Raw genomic sequence first — 16,959 nt, 5'->3', positions numbered from 1 at the left:
TCATGAGATTTCCTGTAGTCGAAACTGTTTTTTTTTACTATGATTAAATAGAAAATAAAAAATTAAGAAGAATTGTACTGAGTCATTGAAAATAGGCAATGATTTAATGTATGGTATACTTTTGTAGACTAAATGTAAGGCTGAGGTGCTAAGTAATGAAAATATCTACCAAAGGAAGATACGGACTTACCATTATGATTGATTTAGCTAAGAAACATGGAGAAGGTCCTACTTCCCTAAAATCGATAGCACAATCAAATAATTTGTCCGAACACTATTTGGAACAATTGGTTACCCCCTTGCGTAATGCAGGACTTGTTAAAAGTGTAAGGGGTGCCTATGGCGGCTATAAACTAACGAAAGATCCACATGAAATTACAGCAGGTGATGTGATCAAGGTGCTTGAAGGCCCAATTACACCGGTTGAAGGCATTGAGGACGAAGAACCTGTTAAACGGCAATTGTGGATTAAAATCAGAGATGCTGTAAAGGATGTTTTGGATAATACAACTTTGGAAGACTTGGCATCCTATGAAGAAGAGGACGACTCCACTCAATCATATATGTTCTACATTTAATATAAAGTAATTTTGTTTAGGCAAAGGAGGTATAGGCCATGGAACGGGTTTATATGGATCATGCAGCGACAACGCCTATGCATCCAGAAGTTATTGATGTGATGACGGAGGTTATGAAGAAGACTTACGGAAATCCATCAAGCATTCACCAATTCGGCAGAGAATCGAGAAAGCTAATTGATGATGCAAGAAGAGTGCTGGCTGAAAGTATTGGTGCACAAATAGATGAAATTATATTCACGAGCGGTGGTACAGAAGCAGATAATGCCGCAATCTATAGCAGTGTACAAGCTATGAAGAATAAAGGCAAACATATTATTACGTCAGAAATTGAACATCATGCCGTATTGCATACATGCCAGGCTCTTGAAAAAGAGGGATACGAGGTTACGTATTTGCCTGTCAATGAAGAAGGACAGGTAACTGTGAGTGCTGTTCAGGAAGCATTACGAGATGATACAGTTTTAGTGACAATCATGTTCGGAAATAATGAAGTGGGCACTATTCAGCCTATTCAGGAAATTGGCAGGCTTTTGGCTGACCATCAGGCATTGTTCCACACAGATGCGGTACAGGCATACGGAATCATTCCTATATCGGTTCATGAGTTAGCTGTGGATTTCTTAAGTGTGTCTGCACATAAAATTAATGGTCCGAAAGGTATTGGCTTCTTATATGCGCGAAAAGGCGTACCATTTAAGCCATTGCTACTTGGCGGTGAGCAGGAAAGAAAACGCCGGGCAGGAACTGAAAACGTGCCTGGGGCAGCAGGCTTTGCAAAGGCGGCTGAGCTGATGTCTAACACACGTGAGGAGAAAGCGAAGCAGTATAGAGCCTTTAAAGAAATAATGCTCCATGTATTTGACGAAGCCGGTATTAATTATTCCATCAATGGAAAGCTGGATGATTCACTGCCGCATGTATTGAATATTAGTTTTCCAGGAACGAGTGTTGAGGCTTTCTTAGTCAATATGGATTTGGCAGGGGTGGCTGTTTCAAGCGGTTCTGCCTGTACAGCTGGATCGATTGAACCATCGCATGTTCTTGTCTCGATGTTTGGAAAAGATTCAGAGCGGACAAAGAATTCAATTCGCTTCAGCTTTGGGCAGGGCAATACGGAACAAGAAGTAGAAAAAGCAGCGAAGATTGCTGTAAATGTGATAAATCGATTAGTGAAGTAAATAGGTATGAGGTGAAGTGTATAATGAAATCCCCGGCGGAAACTAGAGTTGTTGTCGGAATGTCCGGTGGAGTGGATTCTTCTGTTGCAGCTTATCTTTTAAAAGAGCAGGGCTATGACGTTGTAGGAATTTTCATGAAAAACTGGGACGATACAGATGAAAATGGTGTTTGTACAGCTACGGAGGACTATGAAGATGTCATCCGTGTCTGCAATCATATTGGAATTCCCTACTATGCAGTCAATTTTGAAAAACAGTATTGGGATAAAGTGTTTTCTTATTTCCTTGAGGAATATAAAGCGGGACGTACACCAAATCCCGATGTGATGTGTAATAAAGAAATTAAATTTAAGGCATTTCTTGAGCATGCCATGGATCTAGGTGCAGATTATTTGGCCACAGGCCATTATGCGCGTGTGGCTTACCAAGACGGAGAATATAAAATGCTTAGAGGGTTGGATAATAATAAGGATCAAACTTATTTTCTAAACCAATTAACTCAGGAGCAATTAAGCAAGGTTATGTTCCCGATTGGTGAGTATGATAAGCCAAAAATTAGAGAAATTGCCTTGGAGGCTGGCCTGCCAACGGCTACTAAAAAAGATTCTACAGGCATTTGTTTTATCGGCGAGCGTAACTTTAAGGAATTTCTTGGGCAATATTTGCCGGCTAAACCTGGTGAGATGAGAACGATGAGTGGTGAACTGAAGGGTAAGCATGACGGCCTTATGTATTATACATTGGGACAGCGTCATGGACTTGGAATTGGCGGAAGCGGTGAACCGTGGTTTGCGGTTGGGAAAGATTTAGAAAACAATGTTCTATTAGTAGAGCAAGGTTTTCACCATGACAGCCTCTATTCTGATTCTATTATCGCTGACAAAATGAACTGGATTTCCGAAAGGAAACCAGGTGATACTTTTGAGTGTACAGCTAAATTCAGATATCGCCAGGCAGATAATAAGGTAACAGTGAAAGTATTGGATGACAATCAGGCAGAAGTAATTTTTGCTGAGCCAATCAGAGCGGTGACTCCTGGGCAAGCTGCAGTATTTTATGATGGTGAAGTCTGCTTGGGTGGAGGTACCATCGATAAAGTTTATAAAAAAGGTTTAAAACTTGATTATGTTGGGTAAATAAAATAGCCAATTGAATGTGGATAGTCTGTTTCGTAGAGAAACAGGCTATTTACGTTCTGTAAAATATACATATGCAGGTGATGAAGATGGATGTGAAGAAGTACGATTATTCACTTTCCAAGAAAGAGGTATTAGAAGTATTTGAAACTGATGCAGAAAGGGGGATAACGGAAAAAGAAGCTGAAGCGAGATTAAAAGACTATGGAAAAAATGAATTCGGAGTGGAGCAAAAAAATTCATTGTTAAAAATGATTGCTTTACAAATACATAACACACTTAATTACATATTGATGGTTGCCGCTTTATTCTCATTTATAGTGGGTGAAGTGAGTGACGGTTTAATTATTACATTTGTGATTATTATCAACACCATTATTGGTGTAGTCCAAGAGAAAAAGGCAGAAAATGCATTGGACGAACTAAAAAAGTTAGCAGCACCGAAAGCCTTGGTAAAAAGAGAAGGAAATGTCAGGGAAATAGATGCATCCTTGCTCGTACCTGGTGACTGCGTCTTACTTGAAGCCGGAAGGACAGTACCGGCTGATATTCGTATCATTCAATCCCATTCCTTGAAAATTGAAGAGTCTGCTTTAACGGGGGAGAGCCTTCCAGTAGATAAGGACGAGAATTGGAATTTGGAAAATCCTGATCAGCCACTTGGTGATTATCTTAATATGGCATTCATGTCTACTCAAGTTACAAATGGCCGAGGGATTGGAATTGTGGCTGCAACCGGGTTGAATACAGAGGTTGGGAAAATAGCTGAAATGCTTCACAGCACTGAATCCAGCAAAACTCCTTTGCAGAAAAATCTTGATCAGCTTGGGAAAAAATTAAGTTATTGTGCCATTATCGTTTGTGTCGTTATGTTCATTGTAGGATTAATGCAGGGACGGAATCCTGGAGAAATGTTTATGATTTCCACAAGTCTTGCTGTTTCGGCTATACCTGAGAGTTTATCGACAATGGTCATAATTGTTTTAACGCTAGGGGTAAGGCGCCTCATTAAGCAAAAGGCAATTATACGAAGAATTCCGGCAGTTGAAACTTTGGGTTCGGTTAGCATGATTTGTTCAGATAAAACAGGAACACTGACTTTGAACAAAATGAGTGTCGTTGAGCGTTATGTTAATTTAAAAGTTATAGAGGAAGATGTACCATATTCTGCGGATGACCAAAGGTTGATTAATCAATTGGCATTATGCTCGGATGCCACTTATGAACCGGAAGAAACCGGCGACCCGACAGAAGTGGCTTTTGTTAAAGCAGCACATGTGAATGGTTACACAAAGTCTGATTTAGATAAAGAATTTCCGCGTGTAGCCGAAATTCCGTTCGATTCAACGAGAAAAAGGATGACTACCATACATAAAGATGGCGATGGATACATTGTACTGACAAAAGGTGCAGTAGATATCCTGCTAGAGAGAATAACCACTATTCAACTAGATAGCGAAATAGTAAAAATGACGCCGGAATACATAACTGAAATTAATCAAGCTGTGATGCAGATGTCCAACCGCGCTCTTCGTGTAATGGCTTTGGCGGGAAAAAGAGTTTCGGCCGAAGCGATTTCTGAACTGAATGAAGAAGAAATAGAGAATGGTTTGACGTTTTTTGGAATGGTAGGCTTGATGGATCCGCCTCGACCGGAGGCAAAACTTCAAATTGAAAGAGCTCATCGTTCAGGAATTGAAGTAACGATGATTACAGGTGATCATCCGCAAACAGCGATTGCGATTGCGCACCGTTTAGGGATAACGGAATCCGATAAAGTTATCACGGGTGCCGAATTGAATCAAATGACACCTGAAGAATTGAAGGAAGCAGCAGTCGATACTCGTGTATTCGCCCGGGTATCACCGGAGCATAAAGTCCAAATCGTTCAGGCCTTCAAAGAAAATGGGCATATTGTTTCAATGACCGGTGATGGTGTTAATGATGCTCCTTCCTTAAAAACAGCTGATATTGGGGTTGCTATGGGACAAACTGGGACAGATGTTGCCAAGGGTGCCTCTGATATGGTTTTAATGGATGATAATTTCACCACGATTATAAAAGCGGTTGAAGAGGGTAGAAATATTTTTGCTAATATACGAAAATCTGTGCTTTTCCTTGTTACAAGTAACTTTGGTGAAGTTCTAGTGCTCTTTTTTGCCATCTTGCTTGGCTGGCCGACACCGTTACTGACCGTCCATATTTTATGGCTGAATTTAGTTGGTGATTCTATTCCAGCCTTTGCGCTTGGTGTAGATAAGAATAAGGATGTTATGCTGGATAAACCAAGGCCTAAAAAAGAAGGGATTTTCACGAGGGATTCAGTCATCTTCCTGATTTTAAATGGTTTGTTGATTGGTGTAGCTTCTCTCCTAGCCTTCCTAATTGGGTTGAAATGGGCTGCTGGAATTGATTCCATATTTGATTTACAATTTAATCAGCTTACAGACCATGAACTGAGAGTCGGACAAACGGTTGCCTTTATGGCACTAACCTTTATTAGCTACATGCAAGTATATAATGTCAGACATTTACGTAAACCAATCTGGAAAACAGATGTGTTTAGCAATAAATATTTAAATTGGTCTGTCATAGGTGTCATCTTGTTACAATTGGCAGTTGTTTATATCGAACCTTTTGCCAAATTACTCAAGATTGAACCGATAGGCTTAAGGGAATGGATCCTAATCTTCTTCTGTACAATTGGAACCATTGTCGTAAATGAAATTGTTAAGGGCTTCTTAAGATACTATGAAAAAAGAAAGGCTATGGATTAAGCTCCATAGCCTTCTATATTTCTTCGCTGATTCGATTAGCAATCAGGCGATATCCCTTGTCATTTAAATGGAGGCTATCACTGAAATAGTCTTTTTTTGTTTTATCCTGAAACAAATCATCTGTTGGTACGAAGGTGATAGATGAGTAGTTACTGACCGTTTCTTTTAGATCGTGATTCCAGTCATCTAGAATTTCGTCAAGGCGGTCGTCATTAGGAAATGGATTATATAATCCAACAACAATAAAGGGGACATCATGGTCAACCATGCGAATGCTTTTCAAAATGTCATCTACATTATCAAGATAATCTTTTTTCCCTTTCTTTATAGCGGCTTGATTGATGGTTTGAAAATCACCGCCCAAACTTGTACGCAAATCATTAGTGCCTATAAATAAGATAATATAGTCAGCTTCATTCACTTTCTCACTTATTGTAGGATTCGCTAATTGTTTGATAACTCCCTCTGACTCCTGACCCGGAATTCCATAATTATTGATTTTATAATTTTTATTTGAGGATTCGCTTTCTGAAATTTTTTCAAGCTGACCGACATAGCCTTCCTCATGGCGATCGCCCACCCCATAGGTTAAGGAATCACCTAAAGCCATAATGACATGTTCCTGATCGGCTTTTATCTTTTCATCTAAAAAGAAGGTATATCCGATATAAATCAGTCCGATTATTAGTAAAAGTCCAGCTGCATAGTGTAGTTTCTTCATATCTCTCACTCCCATAGATATACTTCTACCCTAAAATCAAAGAATTTTAACAAAAAGTGTAATATTTTAATCTATATGATTAAGAGAGTAACCTAGTCATAAATAGGAAGGTAAACTGGTGGGATTTACTATAACTTATAAATGATGGCGCGCTGCTAGCCCAGATGCTTGTCTCTGGGACAACGGACTATCACTTTGTGGTATACTATTTCCATTCAGTTAGGAATGTAGGAGTGAATAGTATGGATAAAAATAAATTAGGTATTCAATATATGGAACAAGGAAAATGGGAGGATGCTGCAAAAGTATTCACCGAAATGATTGAAGAAAATCCAAATGACCCAGTAGGGTTTATCAATTTCGGCAATGTATTGGCATCGATGAACGACAATCAACGTGCGATTAAATTTTTTGAAAGAGCTATTGAACTGGATCCGGAAGCTGCGACTGCCTATTATGGATTGGGCAGCATTTATTATGAGCTCGATGATTTAGTGAAGGCGAAGGATCAGTTTGAGCTGGCTATCAAAAAAGGAATTGAAACAGCAGATGTGATGTTTATGCTGGGATTATGTCTGCTTCATTTAGACCAGCCGAAGCTGGCATTACCTTATTTCCAAAGAAGTGTTGAATTAAATCCGTCGGATGCAGAAGCTCAGTTCCATTATGGACTGGCTTTGGCAGGTGCTGAAATGTATGATATGGCGATTGATGCATGGAATAAGACGCTTGAAATTGATGAGTCACATGCAGATGCGTATTTTAACCTGGGTGTGGCCTACGGTGGGATTAAGGGAGATGCAGATAAAGCAATCGCTTATTTTGAAAAAGCGGTTGAAATCCAGCCTGATCACATCCTTGCTTTGAATGGGTTAAAACAAATGAAAGAACTGTTATAAACGGGAGGTGCTTCTTGTGGAACAAGAGTCGTTCGTCTTCTCCGACAATGACAAACCTTTCATCAAAGGAACACATTTGGTTACCATTTTTCATAATGAACAAAATTTATACTCGGTTGTACGAATCAGAGTGAAAGAAACGAATTTGAATTACGATGAAAAAGAAGCTGTTATTACCGGGTATTTCCCCCCTATTCATGAGGAAGAAATATACACGTTTTATGGGAAAATGAAAGAACATCCCCGTTTTGGGATTCAATTTCATGTAGATACCTTCCAGCGTGAAGTTCCTGAATCAAAGGAGGGTGTGATTGCTTATTTATCCGGATCTCTTTTTAAAGGGATTGGTAAAAAGATTGCAGAATCGATTGTCGAAAAACTTGGCGAAAAGGCAATCTCCAAAATTTTAGCGAATCCATCATTGCTCGATCAAATTCCTAAGCTAAGCGGTGAAAAGGCAAAGCAATTGTATGATACTCTGGCAGCCAATCAGGGCCTGGAGCAAATCATGATTAATTTATCCAGCCTGGGGTTTGGACCTCAGCTGTCGATGAAAATTTATCAGGCTTATAAAGAGGACACGATTTCCATCATTGAGCAAAATCCATACCAGCTAGTCGAAACGATTGAGGGAATTGGATTTACTCGCGCAGATGAAATCGGACTGCAGCTCGGCATTGGAGGAAGCCATCCATCCAGGATTAAGGCAGCGATTCTCTATACACTTGACAGATCTTGTGTACAGGACGGGCATTCGTATACCGAGGCTGAGGAACTGTTGATCAGCGTAAAAACTCTCTTGGAACAAAATCAAAATGTGACCATCACTTTTGAGCAAATTACGGAATCACTTATCCAACTCGGTGAAGAGGGAAAAATCATTGGAGAAGAGAAAAGGTTTTATATGCCGTCCCTCTACTTTTCTGAAAAAGGGATTGTAACGAATATTAAACGGATTATGTCTCAGGACTCATATGCCGATCAATTTCCTGAATCTGAATTTTTATTGGAGCTAGGCAAACTAGAAGAGCGAATTGGGATGGAGTACGCTGAGGAGCAAAAGGATGCAATCTTTAAAGCCTTACATTCTCCGATGCTGATCCTGACAGGAGGTCCTGGTACCGGTAAAACAACCGTTATTAAAGGAATCGTTGAATTATATTCAGAATTACATGGTTTGTCCCTTAATCCAAAAGATTATAATAATGAAAATCCATTTCCATTTGTTTTAGCAGCTCCAACAGGACGCGCGGCAAAAAGGATGAAGGAATCCACAGGGCTTCCCGCCGTAACTATCCACCGTTTATTGGGCTGGAATGGGTCGGATGTTCAGCGTGATGAAGATAATCCAATCAGCGGAAGGCTTTTAATTGTAGATGAGATGTCTATGGTAGACATTTGGCTGGCCAATCAGCTTTTTAAAGCATTGCCGAATGATATGCAAGTCATCCTCGTTGGTGATGAGGATCAGTTGCCTTCAGTTGGACCAGGTCAGGTATTGAAGGATTTACTTGCCTCTTCCGTTATTCCTGTAACCCGTCTGGAATCGATATTCAGACAGGAAGATGGTTCTTCCATTATTCAGCTCGCGCATGCGATAAAAAACGGACAGCTGCCGCCAGATATTCGGAAACCGCAGGGCGATCGTTCATTTTTCTCTTGTTCCACTAATCAAGTAGCAGATGTGATTAGGCAGGTTGTAACCAATGCCCGCCAAAAAGGGTTCCCAGCCCGTGATATTCAGGTTTTGGCTCCAATGTACAGAGGGAGTGCCGGAATTGATTCCCTCAATGTCCTCCTGCAGGGCATTCTTAATGATAATCGCGATAAGAAGAAAAGGGAATTGACTTTTGGGGATGTGGTTTATCGGGTTGGAGATAAGGTTCTCCAATTAGTGAATCAGCCTGAAAATGGGATTTACAATGGTGATATGGGTGAAATTATTGCGATTATCTATGCAAAGGAAAATGAAGATAAGCAGGATCAGATTTTTGTTTCATTTGATGGCATTGAAGCGAAGTATACACGCCAGGAGCTCAATCAAATAACTCATGCTTATTGTTGTTCCATTCATAAATCCCAGGGAAGTGAATTCCCAATCGTCATATTGCCAGTTGTTAAGAGCTATCACCGCATGCTAAGGAGGAACTTAATTTACACGGCTATAACAAGGAGCAAACAGTTCCTGATTGTATGCGGTGAAGAGGAAGCCTTACGATACGGCGTCGGTCGCAGTGGTGAGGAGGAACGGCGAACAACTCTACTTGAAAAACTGCAGGAAGGGTTCCGTGATAAGGAACTTATCTCCAAACCTGAAAATCCAGTTACTGAAAATGAAAGTTCCAATGAAGACGGCTTGACGTATGAGCAAAAAATATTCCAAACAGATCCAATGATTGGGATGGAAAACATTACGCCTTATGATTTTATGATACGCGGTTAAAATACAAATGTCGGTCTTTAAGCTGAATGAATTCTGCATACAATGGACAAACTGGCAATTACAGAGATATTTTTTTATGAGGTGATTGCTATGAAATGTCCGAATTGCTCCAGCAAAGATATCGGCAAGATTGGCGTGAATCAATATTATTGCTGGAATTGTTTTGTGGAATTATCTATCCAAAAAGGAATTATGCATGTCCATCAGGTGGAAGAGGATGGAGTGTTAAGTTCTTTAGATGATTTGTTTAGCGAAGAAGACCGACAGATGAGTCTTTGATTCGTACTTCCTAAATTATGAGGTGAGTTGCTATGAATAAAATGGTTTCGTCGTTAATAACCTTAGGAGCGGGAATGGCGATCTATCGGAGTATGTCCAATAATGGAATGCTATCCGGCCGTAATATGAGAAAGATTAAACGAACAATCATGAAGTCATTTTGATTGGAAGTTAAGGGTTTAAAAGGTAGATTCTCTGCCTTTTAAACCTTTTTTAGTGTATGCCTGCAGAATCCCCATACATATTTTCTTTTAACATAAAGAAAATAGTACAGAGGTGGGATTTTTGAACATACAGATAAAGTGGTTTTATCGACTTGGATTTCTATTATTATTATTTATCGTATTATTTGTGTTTTACTTGCTCAGACCAATATGGTTTCCTGTTATACAGGTTTTTCTAACTGCATTATCACCATTTATTGGAGCCGCTCTTATTAGTTACCTCCTTCATCCCCTGGTGGAAAAAGTTCATCAGAAAGGTTTGCATAGAGGTTTGGCAATCGGTTTGATTTATCTGGTGTTTTTTGGGGCAGTCGGCTATGGATTGTATAAAGGAATTCCAGTATTCATTAACCAAATGATTGATGTTGCAGAAAGAGCACCAGAAATGGCAGAGTTATATCGAGGTTACATAGCTCGTTTTCATTCACAAACCTCAAGCTGGCCGTTTGGTCTGCATGATCGTTTGGAGCAAATCATCAGCTCTATAGAAATGAAACTGAGTTCTTCTATAACTGTATTAATAGAAGCGCTAAGTGGGCTGTCGGATTTTTTCATCTTTGTGTTACTCATCCCTCTCATATCCTTTTATTTACTGAAGGATGCTGAAAAGATTATTGATTTTGGTTTAAGATTATTTCCTAAAAAAAGCAGAGACACAACGAAAAAGTTCTTGAAGGATATCGACCATTCTTTGGGCGGATATCTTCGCGGACAGCTCTTGGTCTGTACGATTGTAGGATCCTTTGCCGCTATACTTTTCTGGTTATTTGGTATGAAGTATCCTTTATTGCTGAGCCTTTTTATTGGGGTAACGAATATTATTCCCTATTTCGGACCTCTGATTGGAGCGGTTCCGGCATTGCTCGTAGCGATCACTATGTCAACGGGCATGGTCATCAAGGTGGCCATTATCATTATTGTGATTCAATTTCTGGAGGGGAATGTCCTTTCACCAATTATCATGGGGAAAACGTTAAAGCTGCACCCGCTTATTATCATTTTTGCTTTGCTTGTCGGTGGTGAGATTAGCGGAATACTAGGCCTGATTCTTGCTGTCCCTATTTTAGCCTTTTTGAAGGTTGCTATTACTCATAGTAAAATATTAAGGAATAACCCTTAAACAATTCCTGAAACATTGACAAAGAAAACACTTATGACTATAATCCAACTTATAACGGAATATATTGAAATATGTTGATGGACCGAGTATGTTTAAGCCCTTCCGAATGTAAATCCTATTTACATGAAAGAGAGAAGTCTCCATGGCTGAAAGAGACTTTGGAAGAAGAGAGACAGAAAGCTAGTCCGGAGTGCGGGCAAAAACCCGCCGTTTAAACCGCGTTAAGGTTTCTGAGGTGACGAAACTTTTTAGATGTTTCGTAATCAGGGTGGTACCGCGAGTCAAGCTCTCGTCCCTGTTTTTAGGGATGAGGGCTTTTTTGTGTATAAAAAAGGAGGATTCAATCTTATGAAGTACATGACTGGGGCAGAAATTCGCCAAATGTTTTTAGATTTCTTTCAGGAAAAAGGTCACAGAATTGAACCGAGTGCATCGTTAGTACCGGTGGAAGATCCGACACTGTTATGGATTAATTCCGGAGTTGCAACATTAAAAAAATATTTTGATGGACGAGTTATTCCTGAAAATCCAAGGATTACGAATGCCCAAAAATCGATTAGAACAAACGATATTGAAAATGTTGGAAAAACAGCTCGACACCATACTTTCTTTGAAATGCTGGGTAACTTCTCTATTGGAGAATATTTCAGAGAGGAAGCAATCAAATGGGGATGGGAGCTATTAACAGATGAACGCTGGTTTGCTATGCCAAAAGACAAGCTTTATATCACATACTATCCAGCAGATACTGATACCCTTAAGGTATGGAAAAGCTTAGGCGTACCGGATAGTCACTTAATTCCGCTTGAGGACAATTTCTGGGAAATTGGTGAAGGCCCATCCGGACCTGATACTGAAATTTTCTTTGACCGCGGTACAAAATTTGATCCTGAAGATATCGGCATTCGTTTAATTGAAGAAGATATCGAAAATGATCGTTATATTGAGATCTGGAATATCGTATTGTCTCAATTTAATGCAAATCCAGAAATACCGCGCAGTGAGTATCCTGAATTACCGAAGAAAAATATTGATACAGGGATGGGATTAGAGCGGATGGCATCCATTTTCCAAAATGGTGACACGAACTTTGATACGGATTTATTCCTGCCGATTATCCATAAAACTGAAGAAATTTCAGGTCAACAATATAGAACAAGTGCGGATAAAGATGTAGCATTTCGTGTTATTGCTGACCATATCCGTACGGTTGCGTTTGCAATAGGTGATGGAGCACTTCCTTCCAATGAAGGACGCGGATATGTTTTACGCAGATTGCTGCGCAGAGCTGTTCGTTTTGCTAAGAAAATTGGTATCAATAAGCCATTTATGTATGAATTGGTTCCAGTTGTGGCGGATATCATGGTAGATTATTATCCAGAAGTTAAACAGAAACAGGACTTCATAGCGAAGGTTGTTCGTAATGAAGAGGAGCGTTTTCATGAAACTCTTCATGACGGGTTAGCTATACTTGCGGAAGTTATTGAGGCTGAGAAGAAAAGGGGCAGCGATATAGTAAACGGATTTGATGTATTCCGTCTCTATGATACCTATGGATTCCCAGTTGAATTAACAGAAGAGTATGCTGAAGATGAAGGCATGAAAATCGACCGTAAAGGTTTCGAAAGAGAGATGGAAGCTCAGCGGACACGTGCACGTGCTGCTCGCCAGGATGTAGACTCCATGCAAGTACAAAGCGGTATTTTAGGTGACATAAAAGTACAAAGTAAATTTGTTGGATATGAAACCCTTGAATGCCCGGCAACAGTGGAAGTAATCATTAAAAATGGTGAAAAAGCGGACGATGCCATGGCGGGAGAAGAAGTTCAAATCATTTTTGACCAAACACCTTTCTATGCTGAAAGCGGCGGACAAATTGCGGACAAAGGATTCTTTGAATCTGAAGACCTACGAGTATTCGTGAAGGATGTTCAAAAAGCTCCAAATGGCCAAAACCTGCATACAGTTATCGTAGAATATGGATTACTGAAGGAAGGTGCGTATGGGAAAGCGGTTGTAGATGAAGCAAATCGCCGTAAAATCATTAAAAACCATACGGCAACTCATTTACTGCATCAAGCATTAAAGGATGTACTGGGCACGCATGTCAACCAAGCGGGTTCTTTAGTAAGACCGGACCGACTTCGTTTTGACTTTTCTCATTTTGGACAAGTTACAGAAGAAGAGCTAGAACAGGTTGAGCAAATCGTGAATGATAAAATTTGGAAGAGTATTGATGTAACGATTGAAAATAAACAGATTGAAGAAGCAAAAGCAATGGGGGCAATGGCTCTATTCGGTGAAAAATATGGCGATATCGTACGTGTTGTCCAAGTGGGAGATTATAGCCTTGAGCTCTGCGGTGGCTGCCACGTTCCTAATACTTCTGCTATCGGGCTGTTCAAAATTGTCTCTGAAGGTGGAATAGGGGCTGGTACCAGAAGGATTGAAGCAGTAACGGGCGAATCTGCGTATCTTCAATTAAAAGAACAAATTGGTGTTCTTCGCCAAGCAGCAGCTAAAGTTAAAGCTAATCCAAAAGATTTGCCTGTTAAAATTGATTCCCTATTAGGCGAATTAAAAGACGCACAAAAAGAAAATGAATCATTAGCAGCCAAGCTTTCCAATATCGAGGCAGGAAATATTCAATCCAAAGCTGAAACAATTAATGGTGTAACGGTTTTATCAGCGAAGGTAGAGGCTCAGGATATGAATAATTTAAGAAATATGGCTGATGACTTAAAGCAAAAGCTAGGGTCCTCCATCATTGTCCTTGGAAGTGCGCAAGGAGAAAAAGTAAACTTAATTGCTGCAGTTACAAAAGATTTAATAGACCAAGGATACCATGCCGGTAAAATCATTAAAGAGGTAGCGGCACGCTGCGGTGGTGGCGGAGGTGGACGTCCTGATATGGCTCAGGCCGGCGGTAAGAACCCTGCTGATTTAGAAGCAGCACTTGAACTGGTAAAAGATTTGGTTAACAAATAAAAACGGGGCAAAGGATTTGCCCCCCTTCTTTTTGAATCTAATCATTTTGGCATGGATAGTATTGACTAGCCAAAACTATCATTCGAATTTTATTATTAGGTTTAAGTAGTGTACAATAAGAGGAACAATGGAAATATAGCTTTTTGAATGAAAGCGGGGTGCGTTGGAATGAGTTCATTTGATAAAACAATGAAATTTAATTTCCCGGAGGATTCTTTTGAGCATGACGTTAGCCATGTTTTAATGGAAGTCTATAATGCTCTAAATGAAAAAGGTTACAATCCTATTAACCAGATTGTAGGTTATCTTTTGTCAGGAGACCCTGCTTATATTCCGCGTCATAATGATGCACGAAATCTTATTAGAAAGCTTGAAAGAGATGAGATTATAGAAGTTCTGGTCAAATCTTATTTAGAGCAGCAACGAGAGGGATAATATGCGAATTGTAGGTCTTGATGTGGGTAGTAAAACTGTGGGAGTCGCCATCAGTGATGAAATGGGCTGGACTGCTCAAGGTTTGGAAACCATAGCAATTGACGAAGAAAAAAATCAGCTTGGCCTGAAACGTTTAGATGAAATCCTTAAACCTTATAAAGTCGATAAATTTGTCGTAGGTTTGCCGAAAAATATGAATGGAACTGTAGGTCCGCGAGGCGAGGCAAGTCAGTATTATGCTTCAAAGCTTGAAAAACGATATAAGGTTCCGGTCGTTTTGTGGGATGAACGTTTAACCACAATGGCCGCAGAACGGGTTTTATTAGATGCAGATGTAAGCCGTAAAAAACGCAAAAAAGTTATAGATAAAATGGCCGCTGTCTTAATTCTGCAAGGATATTTAGATAGTGGCGGCAAATAATTTAGAGGTGATCAGACATGGAAGAAAATATGATAACAATTGTTGATGAAGATGGTAACGAGCAGTTACACGAAATATTACTTACGTTCGAATTGGATGATTATGATAAGCAATACGTTGTATTTGCACCAGTAGGAAACGAAGGCGAAGAAGATGAAGACCTCATCCATGTAGCTTCTTATATTCCTGATGAAACAGGTGAAGTCGGAACATTAAATGATATAGAAGATGATGAAGAATGGGCTCTAGTTGAAGAAGTCATTAATACATTCTTCGACGAAGAAGAATAAACTGAAAATATAGCTCTCCCGGTTTTATCGGGGGAGTTTTTTTATGTGTAGATTTAAGTATTGTGGAATAATGATGAAATGGTTTTACAAGGAATGGTGAAAGGATGATTATTCAAGAGATTTTAGGTAAATTCTCCGAAAAATAGAGCATGTTATAAAAAAGTAATGGTCAATTCATGAAATTTATTATATAATCAAGCGGTTTAAGAAAAAGTTTTATGATAATCATTGACAGATTCCGCTAATGTTTGCAATAAATAAAGAGGGCTTGTAATAAAATGCCTTAGGGGGGCATCACTTTTGGATAATGATAAAAATTGGAAGAAAGAGCAAATGAAAATAAAGCTACTTGAAAGACAGAGTGAAGCTAGAGTGGTACGGAAAATTGTTACTGTTTCGTTAGTTGCTGTCATCCTTGTCATGACGCTTGTTGGACTTGGTGGGTATTTGTATATCTCCTCCGCATTAAAACCTGTTGACCCAGATAATAAAGATGCAATCAAGGTGGAAATCCCTCGTGGTTCAGGAATTAGTTTGATTTCTCAAACATTAGAGGATAATGGAGTCGTTAAAAACGCGAAAGTATTTAAATACTATGTCAAGTTTAAAAATGAATCTGGTTTCCAGGCTGGAACCTATAATTTATCACCATCTATGACAATTCAGGAAATCATCGATCAAATCAAAAATGGAATTGTAGCTGAGACCTATCGAATTACTATTCCGGAAGGAAGAGATCTGGAACAAATTTCAGAAATTATTGCCAAGAAAACAGGCAAAAAGTCAAAAGATGTCTTAGCCGTTATAAATAAAAATGGATTTATTAAAGAAATGATGAATAAGTATCCTGATTTATTAACGGATGATATTCTTGCCGAGAATGTCAGATATCCATTGGAAGGATATTTATATCCAGCAACGTATTCATTTTATGAGGAAGATCCAACAATAGAGTCAATTGTTAGCGATATGGTAAAAAAAACCAACGAAATCTTAGCGAAGTATAAGGATGAAATGTCCAAGGATAAATGGACACCGCATACACTATTAACAATGGCATCCTTAATTGAAGAAGAAGCAACTGAGAAGGTGGATAGGGATAAAATATCTGCTGTGTTTAAAAACAGGATGGAGAAGGATATGCGATTGCAAACTGATCCAACTGTTCTGTACGCATTGGGAGAGCATAAAGATCGGGTGACATACAAAGACTTAGAAGTCGACTCACCATATAATCTTTATCGACATAAGGGGTTAACCCCTGGACCAATTGCCAATGCAGGTGAAACCTCTATTCAGGCGGCATTAAACCCTGCAGATATTGATGACCTATATTTCCTTGCTACTAAATCGGGAGAAGTCATCTTTAATAAAACATTAGAAGAACATAATAAAGATAAGGCAAAACATATAACGAATAATTAAGCATTTGGAGGGGAACTATGGAAGAGAAGAAACGTTTCGCTT

General features: G+C 39.3%; 15 protein-coding genes. 14 read left to right on the top strand and 1 reads right to left on the bottom strand.

Annotated features, from left to right (window positions below; translation table 11 throughout):
• Positions 1-155 precede the first annotated feature (155 nt).
• From cymR to AC4BHA_RS07885, 4 genes are all read left to right on the top strand, one after another.
• Entirely contained in the window at positions 156-578 is a 423-nt protein-coding gene (gene cymR / locus AC4BHA_RS07900; RefSeq protein WP_066105425.1) for a cysteine metabolism transcriptional regulator CymR, read from the top strand.
• 38 nt (positions 579-616) lie between these two features.
• On the top strand, positions 617-1,759 hold the full coding sequence (locus AC4BHA_RS07895) for a cysteine desulfurase family protein (RefSeq protein WP_066105423.1): 1,143 nt from the start codon (positions 617-619) through the stop codon (positions 1,757-1,759).
• A gap of 20 nt (positions 1,760-1,779) precedes the next feature.
• Positions 1,780-2,895 (top strand): tRNA 2-thiouridine(34) synthase MnmA, encoded by a 1,116-nt coding sequence (gene mnmA / locus AC4BHA_RS07890; protein WP_066105682.1) that lies wholly within the window; start codon positions 1,780-1,782, stop codon positions 2,893-2,895.
• Between the two features lie 89 nt (positions 2,896-2,984).
• Positions 2,985-5,672 carry a cation-translocating P-type ATPase gene (locus AC4BHA_RS07885; protein WP_066105420.1) on the top strand — a complete coding sequence of 896 codons (2,688 nt, stop codon included), beginning with the start codon at positions 2,985-2,987 and terminating at the stop codon, positions 5,670-5,672.
• A gap of 13 nt (positions 5,673-5,685) precedes the next feature.
• On the opposite strand, the gene AC4BHA_RS07880 is transcribed toward AC4BHA_RS07885, so the two are convergent.
• Positions 5,686-6,393, bottom strand: a complete 708-nt coding sequence (locus AC4BHA_RS07880; protein WP_175354277.1) for a DUF459 domain-containing protein — start codon at positions 6,391-6,393, stop codon at positions 5,686-5,688.
• Positions 6,394-6,635: 242 nt separating this feature from the next.
• Here AC4BHA_RS07880 and AC4BHA_RS07875 point away from each other — a divergent pair, with 242 nt between their 5' ends.
• From AC4BHA_RS07875 to mltG, 10 genes are all read left to right on the top strand, one after another.
• Complete coding sequence (locus AC4BHA_RS07875) at positions 6,636-7,292, top strand: tetratricopeptide repeat protein (protein WP_066105415.1); 657 nt, start codon at positions 6,636-6,638, stop codon at positions 7,290-7,292.
• A 16-nt stretch (positions 7,293-7,308) separates the two neighbouring features.
• Positions 7,309-9,735: an SF1B family DNA helicase RecD2 gene (recD2, locus tag AC4BHA_RS07870; protein WP_225983612.1), complete on the top strand. Its 2,427-nt coding sequence runs from the start codon at positions 7,309-7,311 to the stop codon at positions 9,733-9,735.
• 90 nt (positions 9,736-9,825) lie between these two features.
• Positions 9,826-10,014: a YrzR-like zinc ribbon domain gene (locus tag AC4BHA_RS07865; RefSeq protein WP_066105409.1), complete on the top strand. Its 189-nt coding sequence runs from the start codon at positions 9,826-9,828 to the stop codon at positions 10,012-10,014.
• Between the two features lie 32 nt (positions 10,015-10,046).
• On the top strand, positions 10,047-10,178 hold the full coding sequence (locus AC4BHA_RS07860; protein WP_077248072.1) for a YrzQ family protein: 132 nt from the start codon (positions 10,047-10,049) through the stop codon (positions 10,176-10,178).
• A 112-nt stretch (positions 10,179-10,290) separates the two neighbouring features.
• Positions 10,291-11,358: an AI-2E family transporter gene (locus AC4BHA_RS07855; protein WP_306821560.1), complete on the top strand. Its 1,068-nt coding sequence runs from the start codon at positions 10,291-10,293 to the stop codon at positions 11,356-11,358.
• 348 nt (positions 11,359-11,706) lie between these two features.
• Positions 11,707-14,346 carry an alanine--tRNA ligase gene (alaS, locus tag AC4BHA_RS07850; RefSeq protein ID WP_066105403.1) on the top strand — a complete coding sequence of 880 codons (2,640 nt, stop codon included), beginning with the start codon at positions 11,707-11,709 and terminating at the stop codon, positions 14,344-14,346.
• A gap of 168 nt (positions 14,347-14,514) precedes the next feature.
• The gene (locus AC4BHA_RS07845) at positions 14,515-14,781 is read left to right on the top strand and encodes an IreB family regulatory phosphoprotein (RefSeq protein WP_066105399.1); all 267 of its coding nucleotides are present in this window, start codon (positions 14,515-14,517) and stop codon (positions 14,779-14,781) included.
• 1 nt (position 14,782) lies between these two features.
• The gene (ruvX, locus tag AC4BHA_RS07840) at positions 14,783-15,202 is read left to right on the top strand and encodes a Holliday junction resolvase RuvX (RefSeq protein ID WP_066105397.1); all 420 of its coding nucleotides are present in this window, start codon (positions 14,783-14,785) and stop codon (positions 15,200-15,202) included.
• A gap of 17 nt (positions 15,203-15,219) precedes the next feature.
• Positions 15,220-15,492, top strand: a complete 273-nt coding sequence (locus tag AC4BHA_RS07835) for a DUF1292 domain-containing protein (RefSeq protein WP_066105394.1) — start codon at positions 15,220-15,222, stop codon at positions 15,490-15,492.
• A 300-nt stretch (positions 15,493-15,792) separates the two neighbouring features.
• Positions 15,793-16,917, top strand: a complete 1,125-nt coding sequence (gene mltG, locus AC4BHA_RS07830) for an endolytic transglycosylase MltG (protein WP_225983611.1) — start codon at positions 15,793-15,795, stop codon at positions 16,915-16,917.
• Positions 16,918-16,959 lie beyond the last annotated feature (42 nt).

This window comes from Pradoshia sp. Z3_51, from assembly GCF_058215915.1.
Note: the sequence above shows the minus strand (reverse complement) of the source record. Positions and strands in the feature narration are given on the sequence as shown.

Bases quoted from the DNA above. Each gene is read 5' to 3' on its own strand.
- ruvX (WP_066105397.1), top strand. From the start codon at position 14,783: ATGCGAATTGTAGGTCTTGATGTGGGTAGTAAAACTGTGGGAGTCGCC.
- AC4BHA_RS07835 (WP_066105394.1), top strand. From the start codon at position 15,220: ATGGAAGAAAATATGATAACAATTGTTGATGAAGATGGTAACGAGCAG.
- cymR (WP_066105425.1), top strand. From the start codon at position 156: ATGAAAATATCTACCAAAGGAAGATACGGACTTACCATTATGATTGAT.
- AC4BHA_RS07875 (WP_066105415.1), top strand. From the start codon at position 6,636: ATGGATAAAAATAAATTAGGTATTCAATATATGGAACAAGGAAAATGG.
- AC4BHA_RS07895 (WP_066105423.1), top strand. From the start codon at position 617: ATGGAACGGGTTTATATGGATCATGCAGCGACAACGCCTATGCATCCA.
- AC4BHA_RS07880 (WP_175354277.1), bottom strand. From the start codon at position 6,393: ATGAAGAAACTACACTATGCAGCTGGACTTTTACTAATAATCGGACTG.
- AC4BHA_RS07865 (WP_066105409.1), top strand. From the start codon at position 9,826: ATGAAATGTCCGAATTGCTCCAGCAAAGATATCGGCAAGATTGGCGTG.
- alaS (WP_066105403.1), top strand. From the start codon at position 11,707: ATGAAGTACATGACTGGGGCAGAAATTCGCCAAATGTTTTTAGATTTC.
- AC4BHA_RS07885 (WP_066105420.1), top strand. From the start codon at position 2,985: ATGGATGTGAAGAAGTACGATTATTCACTTTCCAAGAAAGAGGTATTA.
- AC4BHA_RS07860 (WP_077248072.1), top strand. From the start codon at position 10,047: ATGAATAAAATGGTTTCGTCGTTAATAACCTTAGGAGCGGGAATGGCG.
- AC4BHA_RS07845 (WP_066105399.1), top strand. From the start codon at position 14,515: ATGAGTTCATTTGATAAAACAATGAAATTTAATTTCCCGGAGGATTCT.